This is a genomic window from Leptospiraceae bacterium (assembly GCA_024233835.1).
Classification (GTDB): Bacteria; Spirochaetota; Leptospiria; order Leptospirales; family Leptospiraceae; genus JACKPC01.
Genome location: JACKPC010000003.1, coordinates 310,906 through 334,041 on the forward strand (window position 1 = coordinate 310,906; position 23,136 = coordinate 334,041).

General features: G+C 33.2%; 27 protein-coding genes. 4 read left to right on the top strand and 23 right to left on the bottom strand.

From position 1 onward, the window contains the following. Positions 1-256: 256 nt before the first annotated feature. Positions 257-892: a hypothetical protein gene (locus H7A25_15795; protein ID MCP5501364.1), complete on the bottom strand. Its 636-nt coding sequence runs from the start codon at positions 890-892 to the stop codon at positions 257-259. Here H7A25_15795 and H7A25_15800 point away from each other — a divergent pair. Further along, positions 865-2,178, top strand: coding sequence for a transposase (locus H7A25_15800; protein ID MCP5501365.1), 1,314 nt, complete (start codon positions 865-867; stop codon positions 2,176-2,178). The genes H7A25_15795 and H7A25_15800 overlap by 28 nt on opposite strands. Positions 2,179-2,356: 178 nt before the next feature. On the opposite strand, the gene H7A25_15805 is transcribed toward H7A25_15800, so the two are convergent. The 15 genes from H7A25_15805 to H7A25_15875 all read right to left on the bottom strand — a co-directional run bounded on the left by H7A25_15805 (position 2,357) and on the right by H7A25_15875 (position 14,473). Beyond that, on the bottom strand, positions 2,357-3,478 hold the full coding sequence (locus tag H7A25_15805) for a hypothetical protein (protein ID MCP5501366.1): 1,122 nt from the start codon (positions 3,476-3,478) through the stop codon (positions 2,357-2,359). Positions 3,479-3,546: 68 nt separating this feature from the next. Further along, positions 3,547-4,398, bottom strand: coding sequence for a phosphodiester glycosidase family protein (locus tag H7A25_15810; GenBank protein ID MCP5501367.1), 852 nt, complete (start codon positions 4,396-4,398; stop codon positions 3,547-3,549). A gap of 68 nt (positions 4,399-4,466) precedes the next feature. Then, on the bottom strand, positions 4,467-4,709 hold the full coding sequence (locus tag H7A25_15815; protein MCP5501368.1) for a hypothetical protein: 243 nt from the start codon (positions 4,707-4,709) through the stop codon (positions 4,467-4,469). Positions 4,710-5,007: 298 nt separating this feature from the next. Then, the gene (locus H7A25_15820) at positions 5,008-5,370 is read right to left on the bottom strand and encodes a hypothetical protein (GenBank protein ID MCP5501369.1); all 363 of its coding nucleotides are present in this window, start codon (positions 5,368-5,370) and stop codon (positions 5,008-5,010) included. Between the two features lie 100 nt (positions 5,371-5,470). Continuing rightward, the gene (locus tag H7A25_15825; protein ID MCP5501370.1) at positions 5,471-6,988 is read right to left on the bottom strand and encodes an MBL fold metallo-hydrolase; all 1,518 of its coding nucleotides are present in this window, start codon (positions 6,986-6,988) and stop codon (positions 5,471-5,473) included. Next, positions 6,985-7,821, bottom strand: a complete 837-nt coding sequence (locus H7A25_15830; GenBank protein MCP5501371.1) for a type 1 glutamine amidotransferase domain-containing protein — start codon at positions 7,819-7,821, stop codon at positions 6,985-6,987. Before H7A25_15830 ends, H7A25_15825 begins: the two co-directional genes overlap by 4 nt. A 293-nt stretch (positions 7,822-8,114) precedes the next feature. Beyond that, positions 8,115-8,855: a hypothetical protein gene (locus H7A25_15835; protein MCP5501372.1), complete on the bottom strand. Its 741-nt coding sequence runs from the start codon at positions 8,853-8,855 to the stop codon at positions 8,115-8,117. Between the two features lie 51 nt (positions 8,856-8,906). Then, positions 8,907-9,248: a DUF2752 domain-containing protein gene (locus H7A25_15840; protein MCP5501373.1), complete on the bottom strand. Its 342-nt coding sequence runs from the start codon at positions 9,246-9,248 to the stop codon at positions 8,907-8,909. 50 nt (positions 9,249-9,298) lie between these two features. Continuing rightward, positions 9,299-9,646 carry a hypothetical protein gene (locus H7A25_15845; protein MCP5501374.1) on the bottom strand — a complete coding sequence of 116 codons (348 nt, stop codon included), beginning with the start codon at positions 9,644-9,646 and terminating at the stop codon, positions 9,299-9,301. A gap of 147 nt (positions 9,647-9,793) precedes the next feature. After that, positions 9,794-10,150: a DUF5615 family PIN-like protein gene (locus tag H7A25_15850; GenBank protein ID MCP5501375.1), complete on the bottom strand. Its 357-nt coding sequence runs from the start codon at positions 10,148-10,150 to the stop codon at positions 9,794-9,796. Continuing rightward, a complete protein-coding gene (locus H7A25_15855) occupies positions 10,140-10,364 on the bottom strand; it encodes a DUF433 domain-containing protein (protein ID MCP5501376.1) in 225 nt (74 codons plus the stop codon). Before H7A25_15855 ends, H7A25_15850 begins: the two co-directional genes overlap by 11 nt. A gap of 100 nt (positions 10,365-10,464) precedes the next feature. Beyond that, positions 10,465-10,701 (bottom strand): hypothetical protein, encoded by a 237-nt coding sequence (locus tag H7A25_15860; GenBank protein MCP5501377.1) that lies wholly within the window; start codon positions 10,699-10,701, stop codon positions 10,465-10,467. Positions 10,702-11,469: 768 nt separating this feature from the next. Next, positions 11,470-12,567, bottom strand: a complete 1,098-nt coding sequence (locus H7A25_15865) for a DUF262 domain-containing protein (protein MCP5501378.1) — start codon at positions 12,565-12,567, stop codon at positions 11,470-11,472. A gap of 7 nt (positions 12,568-12,574) precedes the next feature. Continuing rightward, a complete protein-coding gene (locus H7A25_15870) occupies positions 12,575-13,585 on the bottom strand; it encodes an adenine-specific methyltransferase EcoRI family protein (protein ID MCP5501379.1) in 1,011 nt (336 codons plus the stop codon). A 558-nt stretch (positions 13,586-14,143) separates the two neighbouring features. Then, positions 14,144-14,473 (bottom strand): helix-turn-helix domain-containing protein, encoded by a 330-nt coding sequence (locus H7A25_15875; protein ID MCP5501380.1) that lies wholly within the window; start codon positions 14,471-14,473, stop codon positions 14,144-14,146. A gap of 143 nt (positions 14,474-14,616) precedes the next feature. Here H7A25_15875 and H7A25_15880 point away from each other — a divergent pair, with 143 nt between their 5' ends. Then, a complete protein-coding gene (locus tag H7A25_15880; GenBank protein ID MCP5501381.1) occupies positions 14,617-14,853 on the top strand; it encodes a hypothetical protein in 237 nt (78 codons plus the stop codon). A 62-nt stretch (positions 14,854-14,915) separates the two neighbouring features. Next, a complete protein-coding gene (locus H7A25_15885) occupies positions 14,916-15,245 on the top strand; it encodes a type II toxin-antitoxin system RelE/ParE family toxin (protein MCP5501382.1) in 330 nt (109 codons plus the stop codon). A gap of 69 nt (positions 15,246-15,314) precedes the next feature. On the opposite strand, the gene H7A25_15890 is transcribed toward H7A25_15885, so the two are convergent. After that, positions 15,315-15,869, bottom strand: coding sequence for a PD-(D/E)XK nuclease family transposase (locus H7A25_15890; GenBank protein MCP5501383.1), 555 nt, complete (start codon positions 15,867-15,869; stop codon positions 15,315-15,317). 706 nt (positions 15,870-16,575) lie between these two features. Between H7A25_15890 and H7A25_15895 the strand changes: the two genes are divergently transcribed. Next, on the top strand, positions 16,576-16,986 hold the full coding sequence (locus H7A25_15895) for a hypothetical protein (protein MCP5501384.1): 411 nt from the start codon (positions 16,576-16,578) through the stop codon (positions 16,984-16,986). Positions 16,987-17,079: 93 nt separating this feature from the next. Here the strand turns inward: H7A25_15895 and H7A25_15900 are convergent, their stop codons facing one another. The 6 genes from H7A25_15900 to H7A25_15925 all read right to left on the bottom strand — a co-directional run bounded on the left by H7A25_15900 (position 17,080) and on the right by H7A25_15925 (position 22,938). Beyond that, positions 17,080-18,174 carry a DUF3187 family protein gene (locus H7A25_15900; GenBank protein MCP5501385.1) on the bottom strand — a complete coding sequence of 365 codons (1,095 nt, stop codon included), beginning with the start codon at positions 18,172-18,174 and terminating at the stop codon, positions 17,080-17,082. Continuing rightward, complete coding sequence (locus H7A25_15905) at positions 18,167-19,858, bottom strand: PAS domain-containing methyl-accepting chemotaxis protein (GenBank protein MCP5501386.1); 1,692 nt, start codon at positions 19,856-19,858, stop codon at positions 18,167-18,169. The genes H7A25_15900 and H7A25_15905 overlap by 8 nt, the downstream gene beginning before the upstream one ends. Positions 19,859-20,056: 198 nt before the next feature. Beyond that, positions 20,057-21,490, bottom strand: coding sequence for a hypothetical protein (locus H7A25_15910; GenBank protein MCP5501387.1), 1,434 nt, complete (start codon positions 21,488-21,490; stop codon positions 20,057-20,059). A gap of 57 nt (positions 21,491-21,547) precedes the next feature. After that, positions 21,548-21,916: a hypothetical protein gene (locus H7A25_15915; protein MCP5501388.1), complete on the bottom strand. Its 369-nt coding sequence runs from the start codon at positions 21,914-21,916 to the stop codon at positions 21,548-21,550. Positions 21,917-21,928: 12 nt separating this feature from the next. Beyond that, entirely contained in the window at positions 21,929-22,351 is a 423-nt protein-coding gene (locus H7A25_15920) for a hypothetical protein (protein MCP5501389.1), read from the bottom strand. A gap of 53 nt (positions 22,352-22,404) precedes the next feature. Continuing rightward, entirely contained in the window at positions 22,405-22,938 is a 534-nt protein-coding gene (locus tag H7A25_15925) for a hypothetical protein (protein ID MCP5501390.1), read from the bottom strand. Positions 22,939-23,136: the final 198 nt, after the last annotated feature.

Sequence of the window (23,136 nt, forward strand, 5' to 3'; positions counted from 1 at the left end):
CCCCGAGCTTGTAGAATAAAGACCCCGTTTAAGCCTCCGCAGCCGGCACTGTTTTTGCCTTCCAAAGATTCAACTTTCGCATAACGCCTTTCCACCTGCAAAAACTGTGACGGATGCGGATGGCTTGTGAAAAATTCCGTCTACCACAAAATTGCTCGGGGCAAGCGGGTGTGCATTCATCCGTTCGAGCACACCCGTGCAGCGTTTATGCTTTTGTTGTGCGATGTATCGAACAATCACATAGAATTGAGTATTCTTAATATTCCCAAACAACTAAATTAGTTGCTTTTTTAATATTTATAGTTCCTTTTAAATTACTATAAGATGTTTTAGGTAAATTATAAATTTCAAGAATATTATAACTACCAACATCTAAGTTTATTATAAATTCGATTTTTTTCTTTCTAATTTTTAACATTGAATAAACCTCTCTAGCCGCATCAAATAAATTATGATTAGAGGAGAAGTTGAAAATTATGTGATGTAATTTATTATCCTTTTTATCTAAAACAGCAGCAAACAATCGTCTTTCTCTAAGTTCATATGGAGATTTATTTTGCTCTATAAGCAATTTATCACTATACGCTAGAAGTTGACTTTGAAATGCAGTAATATTTTTATTTTGACTCCATATTAATAATTGTGAATAACTCATTAAATTTTCAAGAGGATTTTCAATCTTTTCACTTTTTGTAGAAGATATTGGTAGTTTTATATTTTTCCTTTTTAAATTAATCAGCAATTCCCGCTTTGCTTGTAACAGGCAGATAAGGCTAAGATTTTTGGGTTTACAGGGAAAGCTTTCGTAAACTTTTTCATCAAAAATCGCTTGTACCTGTGCAGGGATATAGTCTTTTTGACTATATGCCAGCCAAAAACGAGTTACACGCACGGGTAGATTTATCAGCAGATGGACTTTATCAAGCAATTCGGGAGGAATTTTCTAAAATTCCAGACCACAGGGTCAATCCTTCGATTTCTCTAACAGATGCTTTAATGTCAGCCTTTGCTATCTTTTCTCAAAAGAACGCATCGCTTCTTGAGTTTGAAAGAGAAAAAGTGAAGAATAAAAATCTTCAAAGTATATACAAGATTCAAGAGATACCCTCTGACACTCAAATGAGAGAAATTGTTGATGAAGTTTCAACAGGAGCTTTCAGGAAAATATATAAAAACCTTTTTTCAAAACTTCAGCGTGGCAAGGTTCTCGAATCTTATCGTGTCCTTGATGATTATTATATTCTTTCCGGAGACGGAACCGGATTCTTCTCCTCAGAGAAAATTCATTGTAAATCCTGTCTTGTAAAGAATAAGAAAAGTGGAACTCTCTACCAGCATATGATGTATGGTGCCTGTATTGTGCATCCGGATAAGAAAGAAGTTATCCCTCTTATGTTTGAACCTATTACAAACGAAGATGGGAAAACAAAAAATGACTGTGAGTTAAACGCCTCTAAACGATTTATTGAAGATTTTAGAAGAGAGCATCCTCATTTAAAAACAATATTTGTAGAGGATTCTCTGTTTTCAAATGCTCCCCACATTGAATTACTGAAAGAGAAGAATCTATCCTTTATCATAGGTGCAAAAGAAAAAAATCACAAACACCTTTACAATCAACTTGATAAGCTACAGGAATTAAAAAAGACAGAGCAATTCTGTATAGAGAAAGATAGATTTTCTCATTACTTTTCTTTTACAAACCAAATTTCTTTAAATGAGACTTCAGAACTCAAAGTCAATGTTCTTGAGTATAAGCAGGTTGATAAAAAAGAGCATATGATTGCTTTTAGCTGGGTTACAGATATTGAAATTACAAAAGAAAATGCTTATGAATTGATGCGAATCGCGAGAGCACGATGGAAGATAGAAAATGAAACCTTCAATACTCTGAAAAATCAGGGTTATCACTTTGAACACAATTATGGACATGGCAGTAAGAATTTGTCTAATAACTTTGCAACTCTTATGATACTTGCTTTTCTTGTAGATCAGATCCAACAATCAAGCTGTGCATTATTTCGAAAAGCACTTGGAACTTTTCATGCAAAAAGATTGTTCTGGCAAAAGATAAGAAACTTGTTTGAAATATTTGAATTTTCATCTATGGAGCAACTATTCCAGGCTATTGCTTATGGATTTAAAGCAAATATTTCTATAGGAGAAAATTCATCATAGCGAGATTTTTAAAAACAGTGAAAAATTTTCTGAAGGAGCTATTCATTCATTTTTCCTTGTACTAATTTTACTATGATTTTAGCTCAATTTTTACTATACATAAGTATTTTGGGTTCTTTTCCTCGAAGGAAATCCGGAAGTTATGGATTAAAAAACAGGCTTAAAGAAGCCTTGTACTCTAAAGCGGGAATTGCTGTAAATTAATAACCCTAAATCCTCCATTTTTCTCAACAATAATAAGACCATGTCGATCTGGCATTAAAAGTGCATTGACAACTTTTCCATCCTCAACAGTGAAACCTTCAGGTTGATTTAATGAGTTTGAAAATCCACCAGTTGTTGCTAAAAATATGTTTCTTTTATTTTTTATGAGTTCCGATAATTTTTTATATACATTACCTTCTGCAAAATACATTGCTTTAATTATTGGTCGCTCCATCCATATACTATGACCAACAAATTTTTTAGTATCGTTCATTATTTTAAATATATGTATTCGTGTTTCGTTATTTATTTTTAAATGAGAACTATCATGAATTAATTTATATTTAGATTTAAAGGTGATTTTTTCTTCTACCATTGTTTTTAAAAAAAATCCTTTTTCAATTAAAATAATGAAAGGAAAGAAAATTATAATAATTAAAATTATTATAATTGAAAATTTTATTATTAATTCTTTTTTTGTTACTCCTTGCAAATAATTAAAGTAAAGATAGAAAATTAATAAAAGTGCAAGAACAGAAACGAGTAATATTTTCCATTTAATTATTATTTCAATAATTTTTTGTCCAGTTCTAACTAATATATATTTGTATCTTTTCTGCTTTAAAGCATCTACTGCTTTTAAATAAGAACTTTTTTTCAAAGATATGTATATTCTATTCTTTTTTAATCTGTCAATATGAATAGTATAATTATTTAACTCTTTATCTTTAAGATTTTTAGTGGTATGTTCAATAAACTTTCCAACTTTACCTAATATAAAGTAACCGATTATACTATATATAACATTTGTTTTGTGATTGATCCCAATTTTATTTTTATCTGAAATATATGATTCACCTATATCTATCATTGATGAAATATTATTCTTTTTTATTGGATAATTAATTACAAAATAATTAGCAAGATGAATTAAGAATATATCTCCATCTCCTTTTTTTTTATAAAGGAAATATCTATCATTTTGAATTATTTTAAAATTAATAAAAGAAATATTTTTTAAATATACATCGTATGGAAAATCTCGAACAAAGGAATTTAAACTTTTATTCTGACTGTTCTTATAATAATTATCCATTATCAAGCTCTGACTAAAACTTGGAGTGTGTAAAAATAAACAAAAAATAAAAGTTATAAAGTAATAGATCATTTTCTTTCTATATAACCAAAAATTCCAGAAAATTTTCCATCATTTTTAATATTATTTAAAGTCCTATTTATTTTAGGAAGAAACATATCTGAAATAGCTCCATCAAGATATAAAGCACTTTTACATTTTAACCTATTTAAAAAAAATAATGAAAAATCATAAAAGGTTACATCATTATTTGATAAAACAAATATCACTGAATTATTATCAACACATACAGCATTTCTAATATTTTTATTATTTGAAGTTTCAGTAAAACTTTTATGAATTTTTCCTTTATCAATAATTAGAGGTCCAGACTGCACTGCAAATTGAATATCATCCAATTTGATATTATTTTCAAATTCCGATGTTTCTAAAATATTTGGTTTATTATCTATAATAAAAAATACACCATTAGGTTTTAAATAGAAATTACCTTTACCATTTTTTAAATTAAGTGGATTAACAATTTTTTTGTTTTGAATAAATAAACCTTCTGGTGCAAAATTTTTAGTATATATTCCAGCATTTGTTGCAAATAACAAATTATATCCCTTTCTATTTAGATCTTGATGTAGGTTTTTAAAAGATTTATAATTAACTTCGTTCTCATCCTTATAGTAAAGTACTAAATTATTTAATGCATGATTATAAATTTTAAATATACTATATTGAATTCCATTAAATTTAATCACCTTCGAAATTGTATCGATTTTAGGTTTTTTACTTTCTTTATTAGGAAGCTTATTATTCATATTATTTTCAATAAGATTTAATTTTAAATTATTCTTATATGATATAATAAAAATAAATAATAGTAAAATAAAGTTAAGTAAATTAAATAATACTTTTATAAATATTTTCATCTTATATCCTTTTTTATTTTTTATCATAATGGTATATTGATAGATTCCTATTAAAAATAGTTATAAATTTATGGTTTTTTTCTCTTATATAAAATACTTATTTCATATTCTAATTCACTTATAGTTATATTTCCACTAAAGTCAGATGAAACGATCTTATTATTATCATATGTAATTTTAACATGATACATATCATTATCATTATTAAAGTGCCCATGTATATCTTTAACTCCAGGGAACAATGATGAATTTAAAGTTAATGTATCCATATCTCCCCATCTTTTACTTTTTATTGTCCAAAATTTTCCCATTTTTTCCTCTATAAAATATTAAAAAATATTCTATTCAATAATTGTTATAGAAATTGTATAATATATCGCACAACGTTCAAGCGTGTGAGACGTTTTTGACCAGGCGCAAAACTTGCAAGTCTTCTCTGCAAGTTTTGTGACTGGGCAAAAATGTGGCGTAGCCCAAGCCGACGAATCTTTTCTCGGCGGCGCAACTCACACGCTTTGTTAGATGCCGTTTGCTTTAAAAATAATGTGTTTTGCATATATACTCCAATTGGAATGTCAGGAATCTAGTGACGTTTAGTATTTTTCCGTATCAGAACTCATTTAATTTCCTACTGCATTGTTTTGATAAACTCTTTTCATTTTTTAAAAGACATTTGATAATTCTTCCACTACCAGGAATTGTCCAACTGCAAAATTCTTTTACATCATTTTTACAATCCTCTGAGCCATTCTTTCTGATTCTTTCTAATGAGGTTTTAAGTCCATTTTTACAACTTGCAGAAAGATTTGATTCATTTTCCAATAAACATTGGATAATCCTAATATTACTTTCAGAATTTTTAGAACATAGCTCTCCAATGTCATTTTTACATACTGATAAAATTTGATTGCCTTCATCAGGGTATAATCCTAAGGATAATAGTAGAATCATGATGAATGAATACTTTTTCATTTTAGTAAAATTCCCTTTGAGTGTTTATTAATTTTATAAAGTTTTAGCTTTTGATTTACAATGCAAATACAAAAACTATAAGATTTAGCGGTATTCAAACTCAGTTTAGAAACCATTTTTTTAATATCTCCTTCGAATTAGGTGGCAAACTGAACAACATTCCTTCGACTCCAAAAGTGATAGGTCCTTTATAGTATTTTTTTGAGTCACCTAAAAAAGTAGAATGTAAAATAGCTATGGGTGTCGGTGGAATGATATGGTGAAATACAAGGTGACCAATATTGGCATCTTGTGCAATTCTTGCAGCTTCTTCCGGAAATGTGTGGTAAGACAATATGTCGGCGGAAACTTTTTCCAACACTTTTTGATTGTTTTTATTTGCTTCTAGATTTAGAACCCCAAGCATTTCAGGGTCTAAAGCTTCGTGTAGCAATAAATCAACATTTTGCGAGTTGTTCCGTAACGATTCACTTGGTAAAGTATCTCCGCTAATAACAACTGATCGGCCTTTATAATCAAATCGGAAACCCAGAGCTGGATCTGCTGGAGAGTGATCCACCAAAAATGCTGTTACTTTTAAATCATTTTTCTGGAAAATAATTACTGCCTTATTTTCATCGAAACCCTCTATTATTTCAGGCGAACCTCCATTGCCTTCTAATGGCGCTACTGTGTCTCCATGATGGGCAAACCGAAACCCTTTATCAATGGAATATGCTTGGTTGAATCCTTGCACTACTGTATCAATTCCCTTGGGACCAAGAATTTTTAGAGGCTTTTTTCTTGCTCCACTAGTCCATGATTTTAGCATTAACTCACCTAAAGCTCCAATATGATCTGAGTGTAAATGAGTAAATAGGACTGCTTCTATATTGCCTAAAGGAACCCTCATAAGTTCTAAGTTTTTTGTGCTTCCTGGACCAGTATCAACAATAAATAAATGTTCTCCAGCGAGTACAAAAGTACAAACTCCTGTCCTTTTTGTATCCGGTAAAGGTGCACCGGTACCTGCCAAACCTACATGTAAACCGTCGGGTAGGTTCGATATCCTACTTTGATTCATTTGCCTACCTGTAAATTTAGTCCATAAAAAATTACCTATCTGACGCTCAGCTCTAAATGCACCCACTATTACTAAAATGATAATTCCAATTATAATAAGGAATTGTTTGTTAAAAACTGTTTTTAATTCTAGTGAATTCTTTTGAGATTCCGAATTTAGAGAAAAAGAAAGGAATGATAGAATCAATATCGTTAAGAATACCAGTTCGGAAACCAGACTGCCAACGAGAACAATAGGAGTATCATCAACAAGATAACCGATCAACCTACCAGTAACCACTAAGGAAAGGAAAACGATTGGAACGAACAACAAACTCCTATAGGATGAAAATGTACCCATTAGACAAAAGAAACTCATACCTAGGAACAAGGCACCTAAATCACCTCTTAAAGAATTGATGCCTACTGCACGAGCAGGTTCTAAAAAAAGATTCATTGCAAGAACTTCAGGAATGATAAGAAAACCAAGTCCCATAAGAAGGAATATAAATCCGACTCCACCAGACAAAACTCGTAAGATAGACTCTACAATACTATTTCCGAATAACTTTTTCATCTTCTATTTCCTCCAGATAATTTTATCATCCTATTAGCTACTTCCGCACCAGCATTTTGGTTTTGCCCGGAGACGATGCGTCTGTCAATGACAACATGATTGGCAAATATATCACGAAAGGCAGTAGCACTTTCGAACTTTGCTCCTGCTGCTTTCAATTCCCTTTCTGGATGTTGGGGGGTTATGGATATTCCAAGTTCTTCTATTTGCTTATTTGTAACACCTGTGATTCTTAGACCTTTGAGAAGAGGTTGATCATTTTCGTCATAAGCCAACAATAAACCGAGTAAACCATGACAAACGCCTCCAATGACTTTTCCTGCTTTGCTTGCTTGAGTTATTTTTTGACCCAAAGTTTGAGAATAACCAAGATCATAAGCCGCTCCCCAACCTCCGGCTAGAAAAATAATGTCGTATTTTGTGAAATCGACTTGGTCAATTGGAAGAGAATTTTGAACCTTGTCTTGTAATTTTGGGTCTGATAAAAATCTATCATCGTATTCACTTTTAACAAACCTCTTAAATGAAATGGGATCTATTGGGATTTTTCCTCCTTTGATGCTTGCTAAATCTACTGACATTCTAGCGTCCAAAAATTCATAGTATGGTGCTGTGAATTCAGACCCAAATACACCTGTTTCATCTCCTTTTTCTCCTAACCTATCATGACTGGTTGTTATAATTAAAGCCCTTCCATTAGGAAGAAGATATCGCTGACCATTGTATTCAGGGTGCAAACCCATTTTTTTGATTGCTAATGGCAATCCTGACCTTATGAAAATTCCAGCTAGTATAATGACTGCTAGTATAATTAAAATTCTCTTTTTATTCATTGTGCTTATCCTTTTGAAAGAACTTATTCCCATACTATGATAAGAATATTTTTTAATGCTTTTTTCATACAAAAATCTATTACTTCTGGATGAATAATCATGATTTAAACTCTATAAATAAGTTGTTATTTTAGCGTCTAACAATTTCCTGTTGTAAAATTAAAGCTTTTCAAATGGCATCTAACGTCCCGAGAATCATCCGATGTGACGGTGGCTGATATGGGTCATGTCGGATATTCTCTTGTTAAACAGCGTAAAAGATATTACTGTAATATTATTAAATAATCCTATTCTCATTTATTACACATAAAAGGTAATAAGTTTTTATTTTTATCTACTATAAAAATAATTCCAAAGTCATACTTATCTATATTACTTTTTAAAACTCGGTTATATGTATCCAAGCTTGCAAGAAAATAATCATTAAGTATCCCTAGCCATTTAGTCCCATTAAGGTTTTTTAATTTTTCGTATTTGGTTTTTATTATATGAGTTAATGCTTTTTTAATATGGCTTTCAATATTATATTCATGGTTCTTGCTTTTAATCATAGAAATAATAGTAAATGATTTATCATTTTTATTTATCTTTTCTTTTATTTTTATTTCAATTAATTCATTAGAAACGTTAAATTTTCTAAATATATTATAATTGCTATATTCTTTATTATCAATAATGTTTTTTAAGTATAGCTTAAGATCCTTTTTAAAAGAATTAAAATTTAAAATAGGTCCTTTAATTCTCAATTTAAAAACCATATCATCCGTACTAATTCCTTTAAAATAATTATTTAATTCATTTTCAATATTTAAAATCGGATAGTTAATACTTTTCGTAGAAGTAATTGTCTGGTTATCTTCTTCAATTGCTATTGCTGTACATTGAGTTATCTCAAGTAAATATTCATGAGATCCAATAAAAACTTTATAATCAGGTGGATGATTTCTGTTTCCATCAATAATTCTATATGATTTAAAATTAGAAAGATATTTTTCTACAATTATGTTTTTTACTAATTCTTCATCCGCTCGCATAATTATCTACCTTATTAATATATTTTATAATTTCATAAGCCTTTTAAAAAATTAAGTTCCATTTTTTATTAAATATAACCAATTAATAATTACTATTACTATAAAAGGAAAATTAAACTTTCCATTAGAGTAAAAATCTATCATTTTGAATTTCATATCTATACCAGTTGTGATTTTTATTAATGTAATGATATAGTATTTTATTAAATAATATACCACTAAGATTATTAGAGGGTTTAATTTAATTGCTTCAATATACTGTGATTTTAAGAAAAGTGATAGAGCCCTTGTTATTCCACATGCAAAACAGGGAATATCAAAAAAATTCTTAAAAAGACATAGAGAAGGGAAATAAAAGTGTGAATCGAAATTAATAAAATTCAACACTGCCATGCAAAAACCTAGCAGTGTAAGTATAATTATTGATTTTACTTTTAGATTCATCAGCGGCTTTTATACCATAGAGGATAAAAAATTAATCCAATTCCACCAGTACATAAAAGTAAGGCAAGAAACATCCCCCAATGAATATATCTTCCAGAATGAGAATTCCCAGAACTACTTGAGGAAGATGCACTAGCTGCAGCACCGCCTCCCCCAGCATTCATGAAAACCATAGGCATTTCTGACCTTTTATCAGTTTTATTCGAAGCTTCTTTAAATACTTTACCAATATCTTGTTTGCAATAATTCTTTCCTTCAACTTCAACTAAGCAATCTGAGCAAAATAATTTTCCACAGTAAACGCATGCTCCATCTGCGTCTTTTTCTGTATGATTTGAACATTTCATTTTCTAAAATCTCCGTTTATTTTAATAATCTCGTATTCATAAAATAATATTTATGCTGTTTAACGTCCCGAGAATCGTCCGACGTGACGGCGGCTGAAATGGGTCATGTCGGATATTCTCTTGTTGACCGAAGTTTTGGTTAAGTTATTATATTTCTCTAATTCTTATTTTGTTCTTTGTAATAACGGTAAATTTATTATAAAGAGAATCTCCATATTTTTTGAGTAATAATTTTAAGGAATTTATAATTTCATTCAATTCACTTTCGTCATACCTAAGGAAGAGAATACCTACAGATTCTGTTTTATGTGCAAAAACCCATTCTCCAAAATCTTTATCTTCGGTCAAAATTAGACATTCATTTTGATTTGCAAGGACTATTATTTCAATATCCTTTATCCCTCTATAACTTTCTTTTATAGAAATTATTTCATATTTATCATCCCTTAATGATTGAATAATAATATTATCAATATTTTCATCTGCAATGATTTTAACAGGCAATTACTTCTTCCTTTGAAACTACATCAGCAGAATATGCTAAAGCCGCGTATATATCATCTATTGTTATGTGTGGATATGATTTTAGCAATTCTTCTATCCAAATTTTTTGAGATAATTTTCTAAGGATCAACTCAACAGTTATTCTTGTTCCCTTTATTATAGGCTTTCCAAGCATAATTTGTGGATCAGCAATAATTCTCTCTCGATAATTCATAATTTCTCCTGTATATTAAAAGGATATATATCAAAATTTATCCTCTCATACTTTAAAATTATGTCCATTCTAAAATTACGAGAGAACAAATTTTCTTTACTTATGTAAATACTACCGGAACGGATGAGTAACCCTTTTGATAAGCCAGATAAACTCTATGCCTTCCATTTATTATTCGGTACGGTCTCCCACCACTTCTATCCAAAGCAATAGGGTCACTACTACTATTCAATTGAGTTTCAAATGAATCATAGCCATTTTCTAAAGAAGAAAGTCTTGAACTACTGAGTTCGTCTCGACTCGGTATCCTAATGTCAGATAAGCTTACATTTTCCATTTAAGTCTCCTTAAATATTATCTTGATAGTTGTATCCAAAATTTCGGACAACGTCACGAGCATAGACGACATTGCCGGTGAAAGCGGAAGTGCGGTTCGCATCTTCCGTTTGAGCGGGCAAAGTCCCCATGCACCAAATAAACCCTGCAAGGAATGTGACTGCTTTTCGAGGCAGATTCCTTGCCCATATTCTAAAATAAATAAAAACAGATTTCCAAATACGTCTATAGCTGCATGTGCATGGGGCAAGTGAGAGTGCAGCTTCTATATCATGCACACTCACACAGCGTCTCATGTTCGAGTTTGACGACGAAAGCGGGAGGATTGTAACGGTGCGCTTATAGGAGGCAAGCGGGGTTTTTTTTAACGGGAGTAATTGGGAAAAATGGTGGGGGTTAAAAAAAAAGGTAATGGATAAGCGCAGGGAGGGCGGTGGGAATTGGGGGGATAAAAAATTAAAAATTAACTTTATCATCTCTTCTTATTTCTCCTGCATTTATCTTGTTTTAACACCATAACCCTGACCTAAAATAATGGGTGGTCGGGGCTTTTGTCGTTCTAACGTTTCCGGGGCATAAGAAGTTTTCACCGTAGCGCAGCGGAGGTGAAAATTTGGCGTAGCCCAAGCGACCGCAGGGAGCGCCGCTTATGCCCCGTGTTAAGTGCAGTTAGGGCGCCAACTCTTACAGTAAAGTTTATTAAAAGCAACCCCCATGCCCCCTTTTTCCGCCGGAGCGCACGGACGCGCGTAGGCGGTTGCAGTGAAAATTATTTTTTACCTTTTCTTCTATTGCAATCTTTACATAGCATTTGTAAATTATCAGGAGAAGTTTTGCCACCTTCAAACCATGGTGTTATATGGTCACCTTCCATTTCTTCATATTCCCATTTCTTTTTCTTGTTATCACCTTTACAGAGAGGGCATATACCTTTTTGCTTTTCGTATGCTGCTCTTTTCTGGCTTTCTGTAAATGCTCTTATACTCAAATGTTTTTCATCATTGGTGAGGATGTAAGAATATATACCTTTTTTATTCGTTACATCATCGTCCATCATGAGTTGTTCAATTTGTTTCTCTAATTTTGTGGAATCGTATTTTTTCTTGCCGAATTTATTATAAAGCTCACCCCAGGGAATTCCTTTCATTTCTTTTCTATAATTTGGGAATACTACTTGAACCCAATCAATCACAGCTTTAAAGTAGAGCCACAATTCATTTGCATTAGGTTCATGTTGATTTTTTGACATATATTCTTCAATTTTACCTTCACTGAGCCAACTAATCGCTGTTTCTAAATATTCTTGTCGGTTTGCAGTCCCAATAAGGTAATCACCACCTATTCCATAAGCAGGGCAACCTGTTTTACTAAAATACCTTTTTGCATCAGATACCCAAGAACCATGATAAACAGCATTTCTTAATTCCTGATCTGTTAGTTTCTCACCTGCTATGTTAATAGTTTTAAACCATTCCAGTTTCTCACTATCAGTTCCACTACAAAAATATATCATTAACTTATAGTTTAGTATCTGCTCTTGTTCATCTTTTTGAAGATTATGAAAATATCTGTCGTTAAAAGAAAAATCCCCTTCTACAAACTGGCTAACAGAAATAGTTCGTTGTTGACCGTCAATTACTTCAAAATTACCGTCTTCTCTTACAGCCCAGTACATAACATTAAGAGGAAAGTCTTTAGTAATTGTATCAATAACAGCATCTCTTTGTTTATCTTTATAAATGAATTCTCTTTGATAGGGGGGGCGTATATCAAGTTTTCCACTATAACCTACTACGCCATTCTCATCATTATCTTGGTATCCTTCTGATAATTCTCGTACAGTAATTTCTTTAAGTTCTATATTCATAAAATCCTCATTTCTTACGTTTTCTTATTAATATTCGACCATATTTTAACTTACCATTCATATAAGGACCATCTTTTCCTGTAGATGATGGGATGCCTGCCAACCCTTTAATATTACCAGCAATCAACCCTACAATTTCAAATTGCTCTGGATTATATTTATCTAAGAATGTAATTGGAACACCCATAACGCCATCATAATCAGCAGGTATATTTTTATATGTTGAAACTTCAATTGCATCATAATTATCATATTTTGGGTAATCAGATTCATTTCCATTGTATTGTTTATATAATATTATTTCTTCGTGTCGTTTGGAATGGTCAAGATTTGTAAACCAGAATATACTGCCCATGCTGAAATATTTTTTACCATCTTCTATCTTAATTCTGGATTTTGTTTTAATTTCATAATCAAGAGGTACTTCGAACCATTTTGTACCGCCATTATCAACACCTGTCCAAATCTTATTATCTTTAAACAAAATAAATATATCTCGATATGTGAAAGCATTTTGACTACCGATGATTAAGAATTTTTTTTCATATTCCATAAGTTGAGCAACGTACTCTCTGAATAAAGAAAATGGTGGATTTGTAACAACTATATCTGCCTTTTTAAGGAGCTCAATACTTTCTTTGCTTCTAAAATCACCATCGCCTTTTAAATACTGAATTCCAATTTCTTCTATATCTGGAACATTATTGCCATTTAGGTCACCTTCATATTCTAAATATATTGCTTGTTCAGAATCATTTTGGCTAAATAAATCCATTTCTTGATTTTTATAACAAGTTGTAATAAGTTTTTTTAAGCCTAATTTTTCAAAATTATAGGAAAAATAATGAAAGAAATTACTTACTCTTGGATCATCACAATTGCAAAAAACCACTTTATCTTTGAAATGATGTTTGTAATGTTTTAATTCTTTCTCAATATCAGTAAGTTGAGTATAGAAATCATCATTTTTATTAGTTCTCGCATTACTTAATGTTTTGTTTAATGTTTCTTCTGCCATTTTTTCTCCATATTTGCCCGGCACGGACGCCGGGCTTCTTAAAGGGGGCATGGGGGTTCCCATTTTTTCAACTACTTTTCTTTTACACAAAAAGTTTGGCGCCCTAATTGCACTTAACTAATCATGTGTGCAGTATATATCCGGTTGCTATGAACTAATCCTTATTTCCAATGGTTCGGATATGCTCGATAAAACAAAATATATCCTGCAATTTAACATCTTGATAACATTCCTTTTAAAAAGACAACAAAAAAAGGAAAGGCGAAAATAGAAATTTGCTTTACGAGAAACTATACAGAAAAATAGTATGTTGAATATGAATGAAAGTAGTGATTTTAAGAAAAAGGTAGTATCGAGTTTCTTAAAGGCATTTTCGAAGGAACTGCGTTTTGTTTCCAATCAGGAGATTTTCTTCTTTTTGGAGAAAAATCGTATTTTCCCCTCTTCTCAGGAATTCCTTATTTTAAAAGATTTTGTCATTAATGAATTGGTATTTTTGCTGTCCTACACTCTATCAGACCTCGGTTTAAACCGAATCGTAACGAAAGGAAGAGATACTTACAGATTTTTTTTCAAGGCCTCAATGAAAGATTTAATCAAACTAATTAGCTTTGGATCTTTTCTTATTTCTTCTATGAGAAGAGATTCTTCTTTACTTAGGCTTTCATTCCCTTGCACTTGAAGCATTTCACCCTCACCGGTTATTAACCATTTCAGGCTTATTCCATGATCTTGATGGACTTTATAAATTATATCTACCGGGAGAGATTTAATTTTTCCATTTACTATATCGCTTATTGTTGACTGTGCAACGTTATATTTCTTAGCAAAAGCTCTTTGGCTCAATCCTAAGTGGTCAAATAATTGATTATAATCTTCTTTTTTCATAAATGATAGTAAAAACGATTGACATTGATAGCCATTTCGTTTACTGTAGTAAATATCACCAACCCAAGCATTTCACCTGAACAAGTGCAGCGTCAAGCACTTTGCCAGTTGGGAGACTTGGAGATTTACAAGGAGCACAAAACATGCAACACTACGAAGTAGAAGCCACGGTCGCCGAGGATGGAACCCTTACCGCAAAGCTACCAGAGACCATAGAAGGGGGAACTTACACCGTTGTCGTAGTTTTTGAGGACATCACCATCCCTGCTGTAGGGACAGAACATGATCTGTCCATCCGCTTAAAGCGTATGGAAGAAAACCCGCATCCCGGTTTTTCAAGGGAAGAAGTTCAGAAAGATCTGGAGGCATTAAATGTTTAGCTTTCAGCCGTCAGCGAAAAGTAAGAAGGCGTGAAAGCGCTTTCGCGCCAAGGAGGGTTCTCATGGAAAATGAAGACAAAAAAGGAGAGACATACCGGTTTGAACCCGAAGCCAAGAGGGATTTGGAGGAATCCTATCTCTGGTATGAAAAACAGAGAGAAGGTTTGGGTTTAGAGTTTGCTAATGAGGTTTTTGGTACAGCCGAAAAGCTCGGAAAAAAGAAGGGAGATAAGGCTGTAGAGATGGATTGCAATACATCCCCTACTGTGAAGAAAACCAGGCTAAAGCGTTTTCCTTTCTCCCTCTATTATGTTCTTAAAGAAACCCTGATTTCAATAGTAGCTGTCTGGCATGACAGGAGAAATCCGGAATCTTTGAAGAAAAGAAAATAAAATAATCTACCCACGAAAGCGACCCACCGATGGGTCGCCTACAGCGGTGAAAATAAACATAATCTATCTTCAAGGGTGTTGCCGGCTGAGAGCTTTTTTATGCTCGCCTCGTTTTTCTCGCTTCCCGGCCAGAAGGCGTTCCTGTTCTATGCCTTTTTTGAGTCCTTCATGGTAGGCATAATGTTTCATTGCCATAAAATCCCGTTCGGATTTGAGGCGCATTTCGCAATAAGCCCTGGTCTTCTCGTCGAGGGATATATCTTTTAAAGCTTCTATCGCCTCTTCCATGACCGGGTTTCTTTCTTGCAATTCTTTCATTTCATTTTCCTGCAAATGCTCGGCTTTTCCAAGGAAATACAACCAGTTTTCCAGCTCGGTATCCAGTTCCTCTACCTGTTTCAGAAATTTGGGTAGTTCTATTATATGAATTTCCAGATCTTTCGTCAAGGCTATTTCCAGGTTGAGTATTTGCAGACTTTCGATTCTATCGCTTCCCTTGAATCCGAGTACGGCATCCAAAAGTCTTGCTAAGAGGTGGGGTTTCTTTATGCAAAATATCTTAAATACAATATCACTATATAAGGGTAAAAGTCCGTTCTGTTTTTCTGTATCTTTCTGCTTCATTTTGTGCTCCTACTATAAAGGGTTTAAAAATGCACAAATGGAACAAAAATTTTCTATGGAATAGGAAGCCAAACTGGACTTTTGGGATACTTTTTGGAACTTTTTTTTCCAGCCGGATGCGGTTGCTGAGCGAGCCAATGCGAGCCGAAGCACCGGTTTTACAGAAAGCTTACAATTACAGTATACCCTTCAGGTTCTCAGGCAGTTGAGTATAGGTACGGGATTAGCTGCCGGTATACGTAATTGTAGCTTTTTTGCCTACCGGTACGTATTCCGGATAGTATAGCGGAAGGTATACTGACCTATATAGCAAGCTGAAAGTTGTATTTCAGGTGTATGAGCCGGGGATTAGTGTTTTACTAACCTCTAATACCTAAACACTAAATACCAGACATGTTCGATTTCCTTTACTCCTGAAATTAAATAAAGTAGAACCGTTTCGATATATTCCAGCCCTGTGTGCTTTTCCCTGATTATTTGAGCGAATACAATTTTTTATGTTTTTATTTTTCCCGGAAAAAGCTAAAAAGGGAAGGGATTCATATAAATAGCTGACTGATGAGTAGGGATGTGTTTAAATAGGGGAGGGTGATTTAGTAAATAAAATATACTAAAAATATGTATGCTAAAAAAAAAAGTGCTTTACAAATTGTACTTTGTCCGGCATTCTGTGTATACTGTAAGGAAAACAGAAGGAGACAATTTTATGAGACAGAAACTTTTTATCAGTCTGGATATGGCAAAATTAATCTTCATGAGTGGACTAATTTCCCTTTTTGTATCTTTGTATGCAACGGAAAAGGTCTTTCCACGCAAAATATACCTCATGGATATAAACTTAAGTGGATATCAACATTTTTCAGGTCAGGAACTTTCAGGTAGGATAAAGACCGGTGATGTCCTTTTTTTGAAGCAGGAAAATACGGGCTTTGACATTGATAATAATATTGAAATATACACACGAGATGGAGAGCATCTCGGATTTATACCGGTACAATCTCACTTACCGACTGTTCTTTTAGAACAGAATATAAGGCTTCAGGCTATTGTAAAAAATGTACTGGAGGATGAAGACACCATCGACAGGATGAAAATTTCTATTTTCCAGGTATTATAACTGATACGTGTTTTCTCTTACTGTGGATTTCCTATGGGGCATCATGCCCCGTCTTTTTGAAATAAAAAGGGGGTGAAAATACTTAGAAAGGTTTTAAAAATTTGTTTTATAGTTTAAAAAAAAGGATATATCCGGAACCGGGTAAGTAATGTCTTCAGAGAATCCTAGTTGGAGAAGACCCGTATCCAGTAATTTCCAATTAAATCCTGTTGAAAACATGAGGGAGGGTTGGTTTAAAAAAACAGTATGAGAGTGATACATAGAAGAATGAAAATCAAATTGTCCCAGTATACCAAAATTATTTGTCCACTGGTACAGAACTGAGTAGCTCAATATTCCATAGTGGGATGTTGATATTTTAGAATTCTTAAAAGGGTTGCTAATATACACTAAAGAAGAATTTACAAAGTGATTGAAGTTTTTACTTTTATAGGCAAAAACCATTCCGGCTGAAGCATCTACTTTTCCACTTCCCATAGATTGTTTTGTGTTTCCTGTGGGTAACTTGACAGAAGCAATAAGTGAATATTGAAAGCTTGAAGTAGTATCTTCAAATAAGTTCCATTTAAATGATAGATTTGTATCTCCCGGGTAGGTTCCTGTTTTGGAAGATAGATATATCTTCCTATCATCACTCATGGAATAGGTAAAATGGTTATTCGGAAAGGTTTCTTTTCCGGTGAAAGTACCTATCATAGAATGGTATTGATTTATACTATGATCCAGGGTTCCTGAGTTTAATGAAATGATATTTAGCTCTAGTCCTAATTCTATATGATTTCCGATTCCATAATTATAACCGGTTCTTATATGCTGATATTCGACATCTATAACCGTTTTGTATTGCGCTTCAAAATGTCCGTATTGGACATATTCTGTAAGTAATTGATGTCTTAAAGGATCCAGGTTTAAGTCAGAAAGATAATTAAATACTAAAGCCTTTTCTGAGTAATATCTCTTATAGGCCGGATAACTGCTGGAAGCCATTGTGTCATTAGTTAAATTTATGTTCAGATGAAAGGCTTCTTTTTCTTTATCTAAAGTTTTAGGGGATACCGGACTGGGTTGCAAAAAAATTAGACCGGGTAAGTATTCATTTCGTATGTCGAGAGGAACTTGTGTATCCAGGCTGTAGATTGGTATATAGGAGATTAATAAAATACCAACCTGTATTAGTAATTTAAACATCTATGTGGTTTATTAGTTTTCCTATATACTCAACAGGCTCCATTATCTGTTTGGAGAAATCATAGAGGGATTCAGCTTTTAAAGAAATATCAACTGTTTTGTTTGCCAGAGATTCAACAGCAATAAACACTTCATTTGTGAATTCAGTTTGTAGCTTAACACTATTATTAACAGCCTCGGCGTAACTGGTTGCTTCATTCACATTCTTTTGAATAGAGAGTGCTTTTTCGAATTGTTCCAACATTTTTCCTGTAATAGTGTCTATATGTTCTCTTAACGAATCAACAAGAACATTTATATCATCAAAAGTTTTAACTGCTTCTGTTACTTTTTGATTTCCCTGTACTATTGTACTTTTAGAATCTCCAATAATTTTCTTTATTTCGTTTACACTTTTCGAAGTTTCTTCGGATAATTTAGATATTTCCGTCGCTACTACTCGAAAGCCTTTTCCATTTTCACCGGCTCTTGCTGATTCAATCGAGGCATTGATTGATAGAAGATTCGTCCTTTCTGAAATTTCTTGTATAAATACAACGATGGATTCAATTTTTGTTGAGGCATCTTTGATATTATTCATAGCCTGAACTAATTCAGTAATAATGTTTTTTCCTTCTTCAGCTTTTTTTTCCGATTGAGTCAGGGTATTTCCTAATAGTTCGAGCTCCTGGGTATTTATGGTAATGGACTCGCTAATTTCTGCAATGCTATAGTTTATCATGTGAAGGTTTACAGTTTGCGAGTTTATGTTAACAGAAACATTGTCCATTGAACCTGCAAGCTCCTTGATGGTCGAAGTAATTTCTTCATAAGAAGAAGCCTGGTTTCTCATAAGTCCGCTAAATGTACCGGAAAGCTCTAACATCTCTTTAGACAAATTTTTATGTTCATTTAAAATGATTTTTATTTTAGATATCAATCCCCAAAAGCTTATTAAAATTACTTTTAAGCCAAGGAGTATATCTTTTTGCTCGGTAGTCATATCATCTTTGTGGAAATCTTTTTTTATTTCGCTTTGCATAGAACCACCTGCAAGCTTAGAGCTTAAGTCTAAAATGGTAGATAGGTTTTTACTATCATTCTTACTAATATATAAAAAATATAATGGAATCAAACTAAACCAGGCTATTATAGAAATACTTAATAAAGGAATACTTCTAAAGTAAGCAGAAAAAATTCCGCTAAAAAAAGGAATGGAAAGAAGAGTGTATAAGGCCTGGCTCCTAAGGGAGAATCCTAATTTTTCTAAAGATTTAAAAAGATGTAGAATCGGATTTTTTTTCTGTTTTCCTTCTCGGATCAATTGATATTTTTTTTCTGCTTTTTGGATCTTTTCTTTTGTTGCTACTTTTCTTACAGAAATATAACCCGATATTTCATCCTTATTCCATAAAGGGGAAATTGTAGCCTCTACCCAGTAAAACTTCCCGTTTTTACTATGATTCTTTACGATACCATTCCAGGGTCTTCCTGCTTTAATCGTATCCCAGAGTTCTTTAAATACTTCTTTGGGCATGTCGGGATGTCTTATCATGTTATGTGGTTTACCTAAAAGCTCTCCTACTGAATATTCGCTAATTTCTAAAAAATCCGGACTCGCGTAGGTTATAATCCCTTTTTTGTCAGTTTTTGATATAAGAACTGCTGAAGGGTGTATTATTATTTCTTTTGTTTCAATTATCATAATTATGTTATTAAAGCTTGAGTATAAATCTATGCATTATAAGCCTTCATGTTCCAAAGGAATCAAAGAAGGATAAATCGTTTCCTTACAAGTTTAGATAAGCACCTGACTTTTTGGGACTTATCAATAATACTCTGTAGCAATTACCTTAGATTGCAAGTAGAATTTCTTATAATAAGGAAATAGACTTCTCTCCAATTAATAATTTGTACCGGCTGAAAAATAGGCACTGAGATTGAGTTCTTTTATAGTTTGAGGAATCATGCTATTAAAAGCAAACCCTCTCCCTCTTCCTTTTTCTATAATAAAACTAAGACTAATAACACTCCTCGTAGATTCAAATGCAAAACCTATGGAATAACCGAAGTTATCAATAAATTCAGTTCTTTCTGAAGTAGGTATGTAATAGAATTTGTCTGTTACCGGGAGTGGTAGGGGTGAATAGGGGTTGGAGTAAAAGCGGCTAATTTGCATTTGAAGGTTACTATGCCTTTCGGCATTACTATAATTGGTATAGGTTCCTAAACGAATAGCAAAAGTTTCTGTTAGGAAAAATTCCATTCCCAGTGCGAAGTTAAGCGTTGATTGTCTATTAATATTATTCATAGAGGTATTATCAGCCGAAACAAAAGCATTTAGAGGAGTAGTATACCCCAGGGTTCTTTTTGCATGCCAGTAAGAGCTTGTATAGATAATATCTGTAGAGAAAAGAAAGCGTGGGGAATAAAAATAAGCCATTCCCAATCTACCCTCGGTTAGTTCAGGAACTTTACCAACCTTAGGATTTGGAAAATATATCATTACGGGTTCATCAAATGCAACAGCTGTCCTGTCAGATACTTCTATAAATTCTTTATTACGTGTAAATGTCGAACCATTGGCTTCAGCATTTAATGTATTAGAATTCATGAATCTTTCATGTCTATAGGTAACATTTCTCCTGATTGAAAATCCTATAGATAGTTTATTGCTTGCCTGGATTTGCATTCCTAAGATGGGTAGAATTCCTGTTGTTGTCCTTTTTGTTTTAATGGAGTTTTTTGTTACGGAACCATCTTTTTTGTCTATAGTAGCAGTAAGTAACAAATCTTCAAAATCATAAGAATAAAAAAGACTAAGGCCTAAAGAAATTTTTGAACTTAGTTTATAACCCAAGCCGGGTCCTATTAAAAAAGCCTGGGAGTTTTCTGTTGCATCTGCTTTATAACTTAAAACATTGGGTTCATACAGGGGAAGATTATTTTCACCTGATAGATAATATTTCATGGATAATACATTCACTACGGAAAACCCTACATTAATTTTATCGAATGTCTTTATTACACCGATAAAATTGGGTAAGAAGTTTTTAGATTCTCTGGTATAACTTTGACCTGGTCCAAATACGTTTTCATATGTTTTACGGAAAACTTGATAGCTACTTGCATTTACAGAGATACTATCATTGATAGCAAATGCAATCCCTGCGGGATTATAATAAAGTCCGGATGGGTCATCAGATAGGGCAGTATAGGCACCACTCAGTCCTATGGCTTTTTCTCCGTAAAAACCCTGTATACTTTTATTGGGATCGGAATGTATTGTATAGGATAGAAAGAATAAGAGGAATACGTATAATTTGAAAACTTGCATATTGATTATCCATATAAATATCGGAAAAAATATGCAAGTATGATATAGTTAGAAGGTTTACTTTTTCTTTTTTTCTTTTTTGGGTTCTTCTTTTATTGCAGGTACAGTTTCTGTTGCCGGAAGTTTATCTTTACAGTAGACATAGATAGATCTCTGGGTATAAATTCCACCAATAAGAAAGTAGATAGTGGCATCTACCGCATTTCGTTTTATGATTAGTTTTTCTACATCATTGCCGCAGGAAGCTTCTTTAGGTTTTGTATACTCATAAATTCCGAGACCGAGACTTGCATAGGTTTGTTTTTCTGTTTCCTTTCTATCGGGTGCTTCATTCGCGATGTTATTACTAAAAATAATTTCTGTAGTCTGGCAATTTAGTATAAAAAGCGAGAAGAAGATTACTAAAAAAATGTATATGGATTTCATTATCTTTCTCCTTTAATAACAGGTTACGCGTAAGGTTCTCGGCATATACATTCCGAGAGCAAGCTGCCCTATGACTTCCTGTTGCCAGGTAGCAAACTGGTATACTTCCTGTATTCCTCTTCCGGCACAATCATTTGTAATATCAACCTTAATTGCCTTAGGATAGTAACCCCAGACGTAAAACTTTTGAATATAGGTTTTGACTTCCGGGTTCTTTTCTTTTTCGGCTGCTTGAGCTGCAATTTCTTCGTCCAACTTTTTTTTGGCAGCTTCACAGGCATCTTTATCTTTCTTGGATTTCAAATTCCCCTGGCACTCTTTGGGTGTAGCTTTTACCTGTAATGCAATTTCTTTTTTGGGGAAACGTATTCTTGCATGGTTACAGGATATTAAAAATCCCAGCAGAAGAAGGGGAAGGATGAGTAAAGGTTTCATAAAATCTCCTTAAAAAGTATAACAAAACGGGCAGCTTATACTGCCCGATAATTTTAGTCAGCCTGTCTTACCACCTTAATAGCAGAAGAGCCGAGTTCGTTACCAATAACAATGTAGAGGTAGTTCTTATCTGATACTGAGTCATAGAGAGAAGCGGCAGTCATGATATATTTAGCACTGGCTCCGAGTCCATCAGTTCCGAGTTGAGTCCAGCTTGCACTTGACATGGTTCCGGAAGTAGCACCGGGAGTAGTTCCTGTATAACGGAATACTTTTAATCCGTAGGTGGGGTCATCAAAACCAACGTAGAGGTAACCATTACCATTAGCGGTCAACATACTGATGGCGGTAGCAGCATCTGTTCCCCCAGTTCCTGTAACAGTTGCTGTTCCTGTACCTGTTCCGGTTTCTGTACCTGTTCCGGTTCCTGTTTCTGTAGAACTTCCGCCTCCGGGAGGAAGTAATAAAGCACCTCCACCACCTCCACCGCCACCTAAAACGAAGAAAATTAAGGAAGGCCAGGAAGTACACTGGCTGGTGGAAAAGAGTAAAAAGATGGATAGAAAGAGGATTTTCAATGTTTTCATGACAGAACTCCTAAAGCAAAGAGACGTAAAAAGGAAATAAATTATTAAGCTATTATTAAAAAATGCAAGAAAAAAAGTAATTCTCCCAGAGAAGTGGGAAACTTTATTAAACGTAGGCGAACCACCGATGGTTCGCCTACTTCCCCGGAAAATGGAGCTATTATTTTTTAGAGATTTTGAAAAAGCTCAAATGGTTTA

What these genes read in the sequence shown, in the direction of transcription:
- H7A25_15870 (MCP5501379.1), bottom strand. Translation starts at nt 13,585, where the DNA reads ATGGCAGAAGAAACATTAAACAAAACATTAAGTAATGCGAGAACTAAT.
- H7A25_15800 (MCP5501365.1), top strand. Translation starts at nt 865, where the DNA reads ATGCCAGCCAAAAACGAGTTACACGCACGGGTAGATTTATCAGCAGAT.
- H7A25_15915 (MCP5501388.1), bottom strand. Translation starts at nt 21,916, where the DNA reads ATGAAATCCATATACATTTTTTTAGTAATCTTCTTCTCGCTTTTTATA.
- H7A25_15910 (MCP5501387.1), bottom strand. Translation starts at nt 21,490, where the DNA reads ATGCAAGTTTTCAAATTATACGTATTCCTCTTATTCTTTCTATCCTAT.
- H7A25_15875 (MCP5501380.1), bottom strand. Translation starts at nt 14,473, where the DNA reads ATGAAAAAAGAAGATTATAATCAATTATTTGACCACTTAGGATTGAGC.
- H7A25_15805 (MCP5501366.1), bottom strand. Translation starts at nt 3,478, where the DNA reads ATGGATAATTATTATAAGAACAGTCAGAATAAAAGTTTAAATTCCTTT.
- H7A25_15865 (MCP5501378.1), bottom strand. Translation starts at nt 12,567, where the DNA reads ATGAATATAGAACTTAAAGAAATTACTGTACGAGAATTATCAGAAGGA.
- H7A25_15880 (MCP5501381.1), top strand. Translation starts at nt 14,617, where the DNA reads ATGCAACACTACGAAGTAGAAGCCACGGTCGCCGAGGATGGAACCCTT.
- H7A25_15825 (MCP5501370.1), bottom strand. Translation starts at nt 6,988, where the DNA reads ATGAAAAAGTTATTCGGAAATAGTATTGTAGAGTCTATCTTACGAGTT.
- H7A25_15885 (MCP5501382.1), top strand. Translation starts at nt 14,916, where the DNA reads ATGGAAAATGAAGACAAAAAAGGAGAGACATACCGGTTTGAACCCGAA.
- H7A25_15855 (MCP5501376.1), bottom strand. Translation starts at nt 10,364, where the DNA reads ATGAATTATCGAGAGAGAATTATTGCTGATCCACAAATTATGCTTGGA.
- H7A25_15845 (MCP5501374.1), bottom strand. Translation starts at nt 9,646, where the DNA reads ATGAAATGTTCAAATCATACAGAAAAAGACGCAGATGGAGCATGCGTT.
- H7A25_15895 (MCP5501384.1), top strand. Translation starts at nt 16,576, where the DNA reads ATGAGACAGAAACTTTTTATCAGTCTGGATATGGCAAAATTAATCTTC.
- H7A25_15830 (MCP5501371.1), bottom strand. Translation starts at nt 7,821, where the DNA reads ATGAATAAAAAGAGAATTTTAATTATACTAGCAGTCATTATACTAGCT.
- H7A25_15890 (MCP5501383.1), bottom strand. Translation starts at nt 15,869, where the DNA reads ATGAAGCAGAAAGATACAGAAAAACAGAACGGACTTTTACCCTTATAT.
- H7A25_15900 (MCP5501385.1), bottom strand. Translation starts at nt 18,174, where the DNA reads ATGTTTAAATTACTAATACAGGTTGGTATTTTATTAATCTCCTATATA.
- H7A25_15815 (MCP5501368.1), bottom strand. Translation starts at nt 4,709, where the DNA reads ATGGGAAAATTTTGGACAATAAAAAGTAAAAGATGGGGAGATATGGAT.
- H7A25_15840 (MCP5501373.1), bottom strand. Translation starts at nt 9,248, where the DNA reads ATGGCAGTGTTGAATTTTATTAATTTCGATTCACACTTTTATTTCCCT.
- H7A25_15920 (MCP5501389.1), bottom strand. Translation starts at nt 22,351, where the DNA reads ATGAAACCTTTACTCATCCTTCCCCTTCTTCTGCTGGGATTTTTAATA.
- H7A25_15905 (MCP5501386.1), bottom strand. Translation starts at nt 19,858, where the DNA reads ATGATAATTGAAACAAAAGAAATAATAATACACCCTTCAGCAGTTCTT.
- H7A25_15820 (MCP5501369.1), bottom strand. Translation starts at nt 5,370, where the DNA reads ATGAAAAAGTATTCATTCATCATGATTCTACTATTATCCTTAGGATTA.
- H7A25_15835 (MCP5501372.1), bottom strand. Translation starts at nt 8,855, where the DNA reads ATGCGAGCGGATGAAGAATTAGTAAAAAACATAATTGTAGAAAAATAT.
- H7A25_15860 (MCP5501377.1), bottom strand. Translation starts at nt 10,701, where the DNA reads ATGGAAAATGTAAGCTTATCTGACATTAGGATACCGAGTCGAGACGAA.
- H7A25_15925 (MCP5501390.1), bottom strand. Translation starts at nt 22,938, where the DNA reads ATGAAAACATTGAAAATCCTCTTTCTATCCATCTTTTTACTCTTTTCC.
- H7A25_15810 (MCP5501367.1), bottom strand. Translation starts at nt 4,398, where the DNA reads ATGAAAATATTTATAAAAGTATTATTTAATTTACTTAACTTTATTTTA.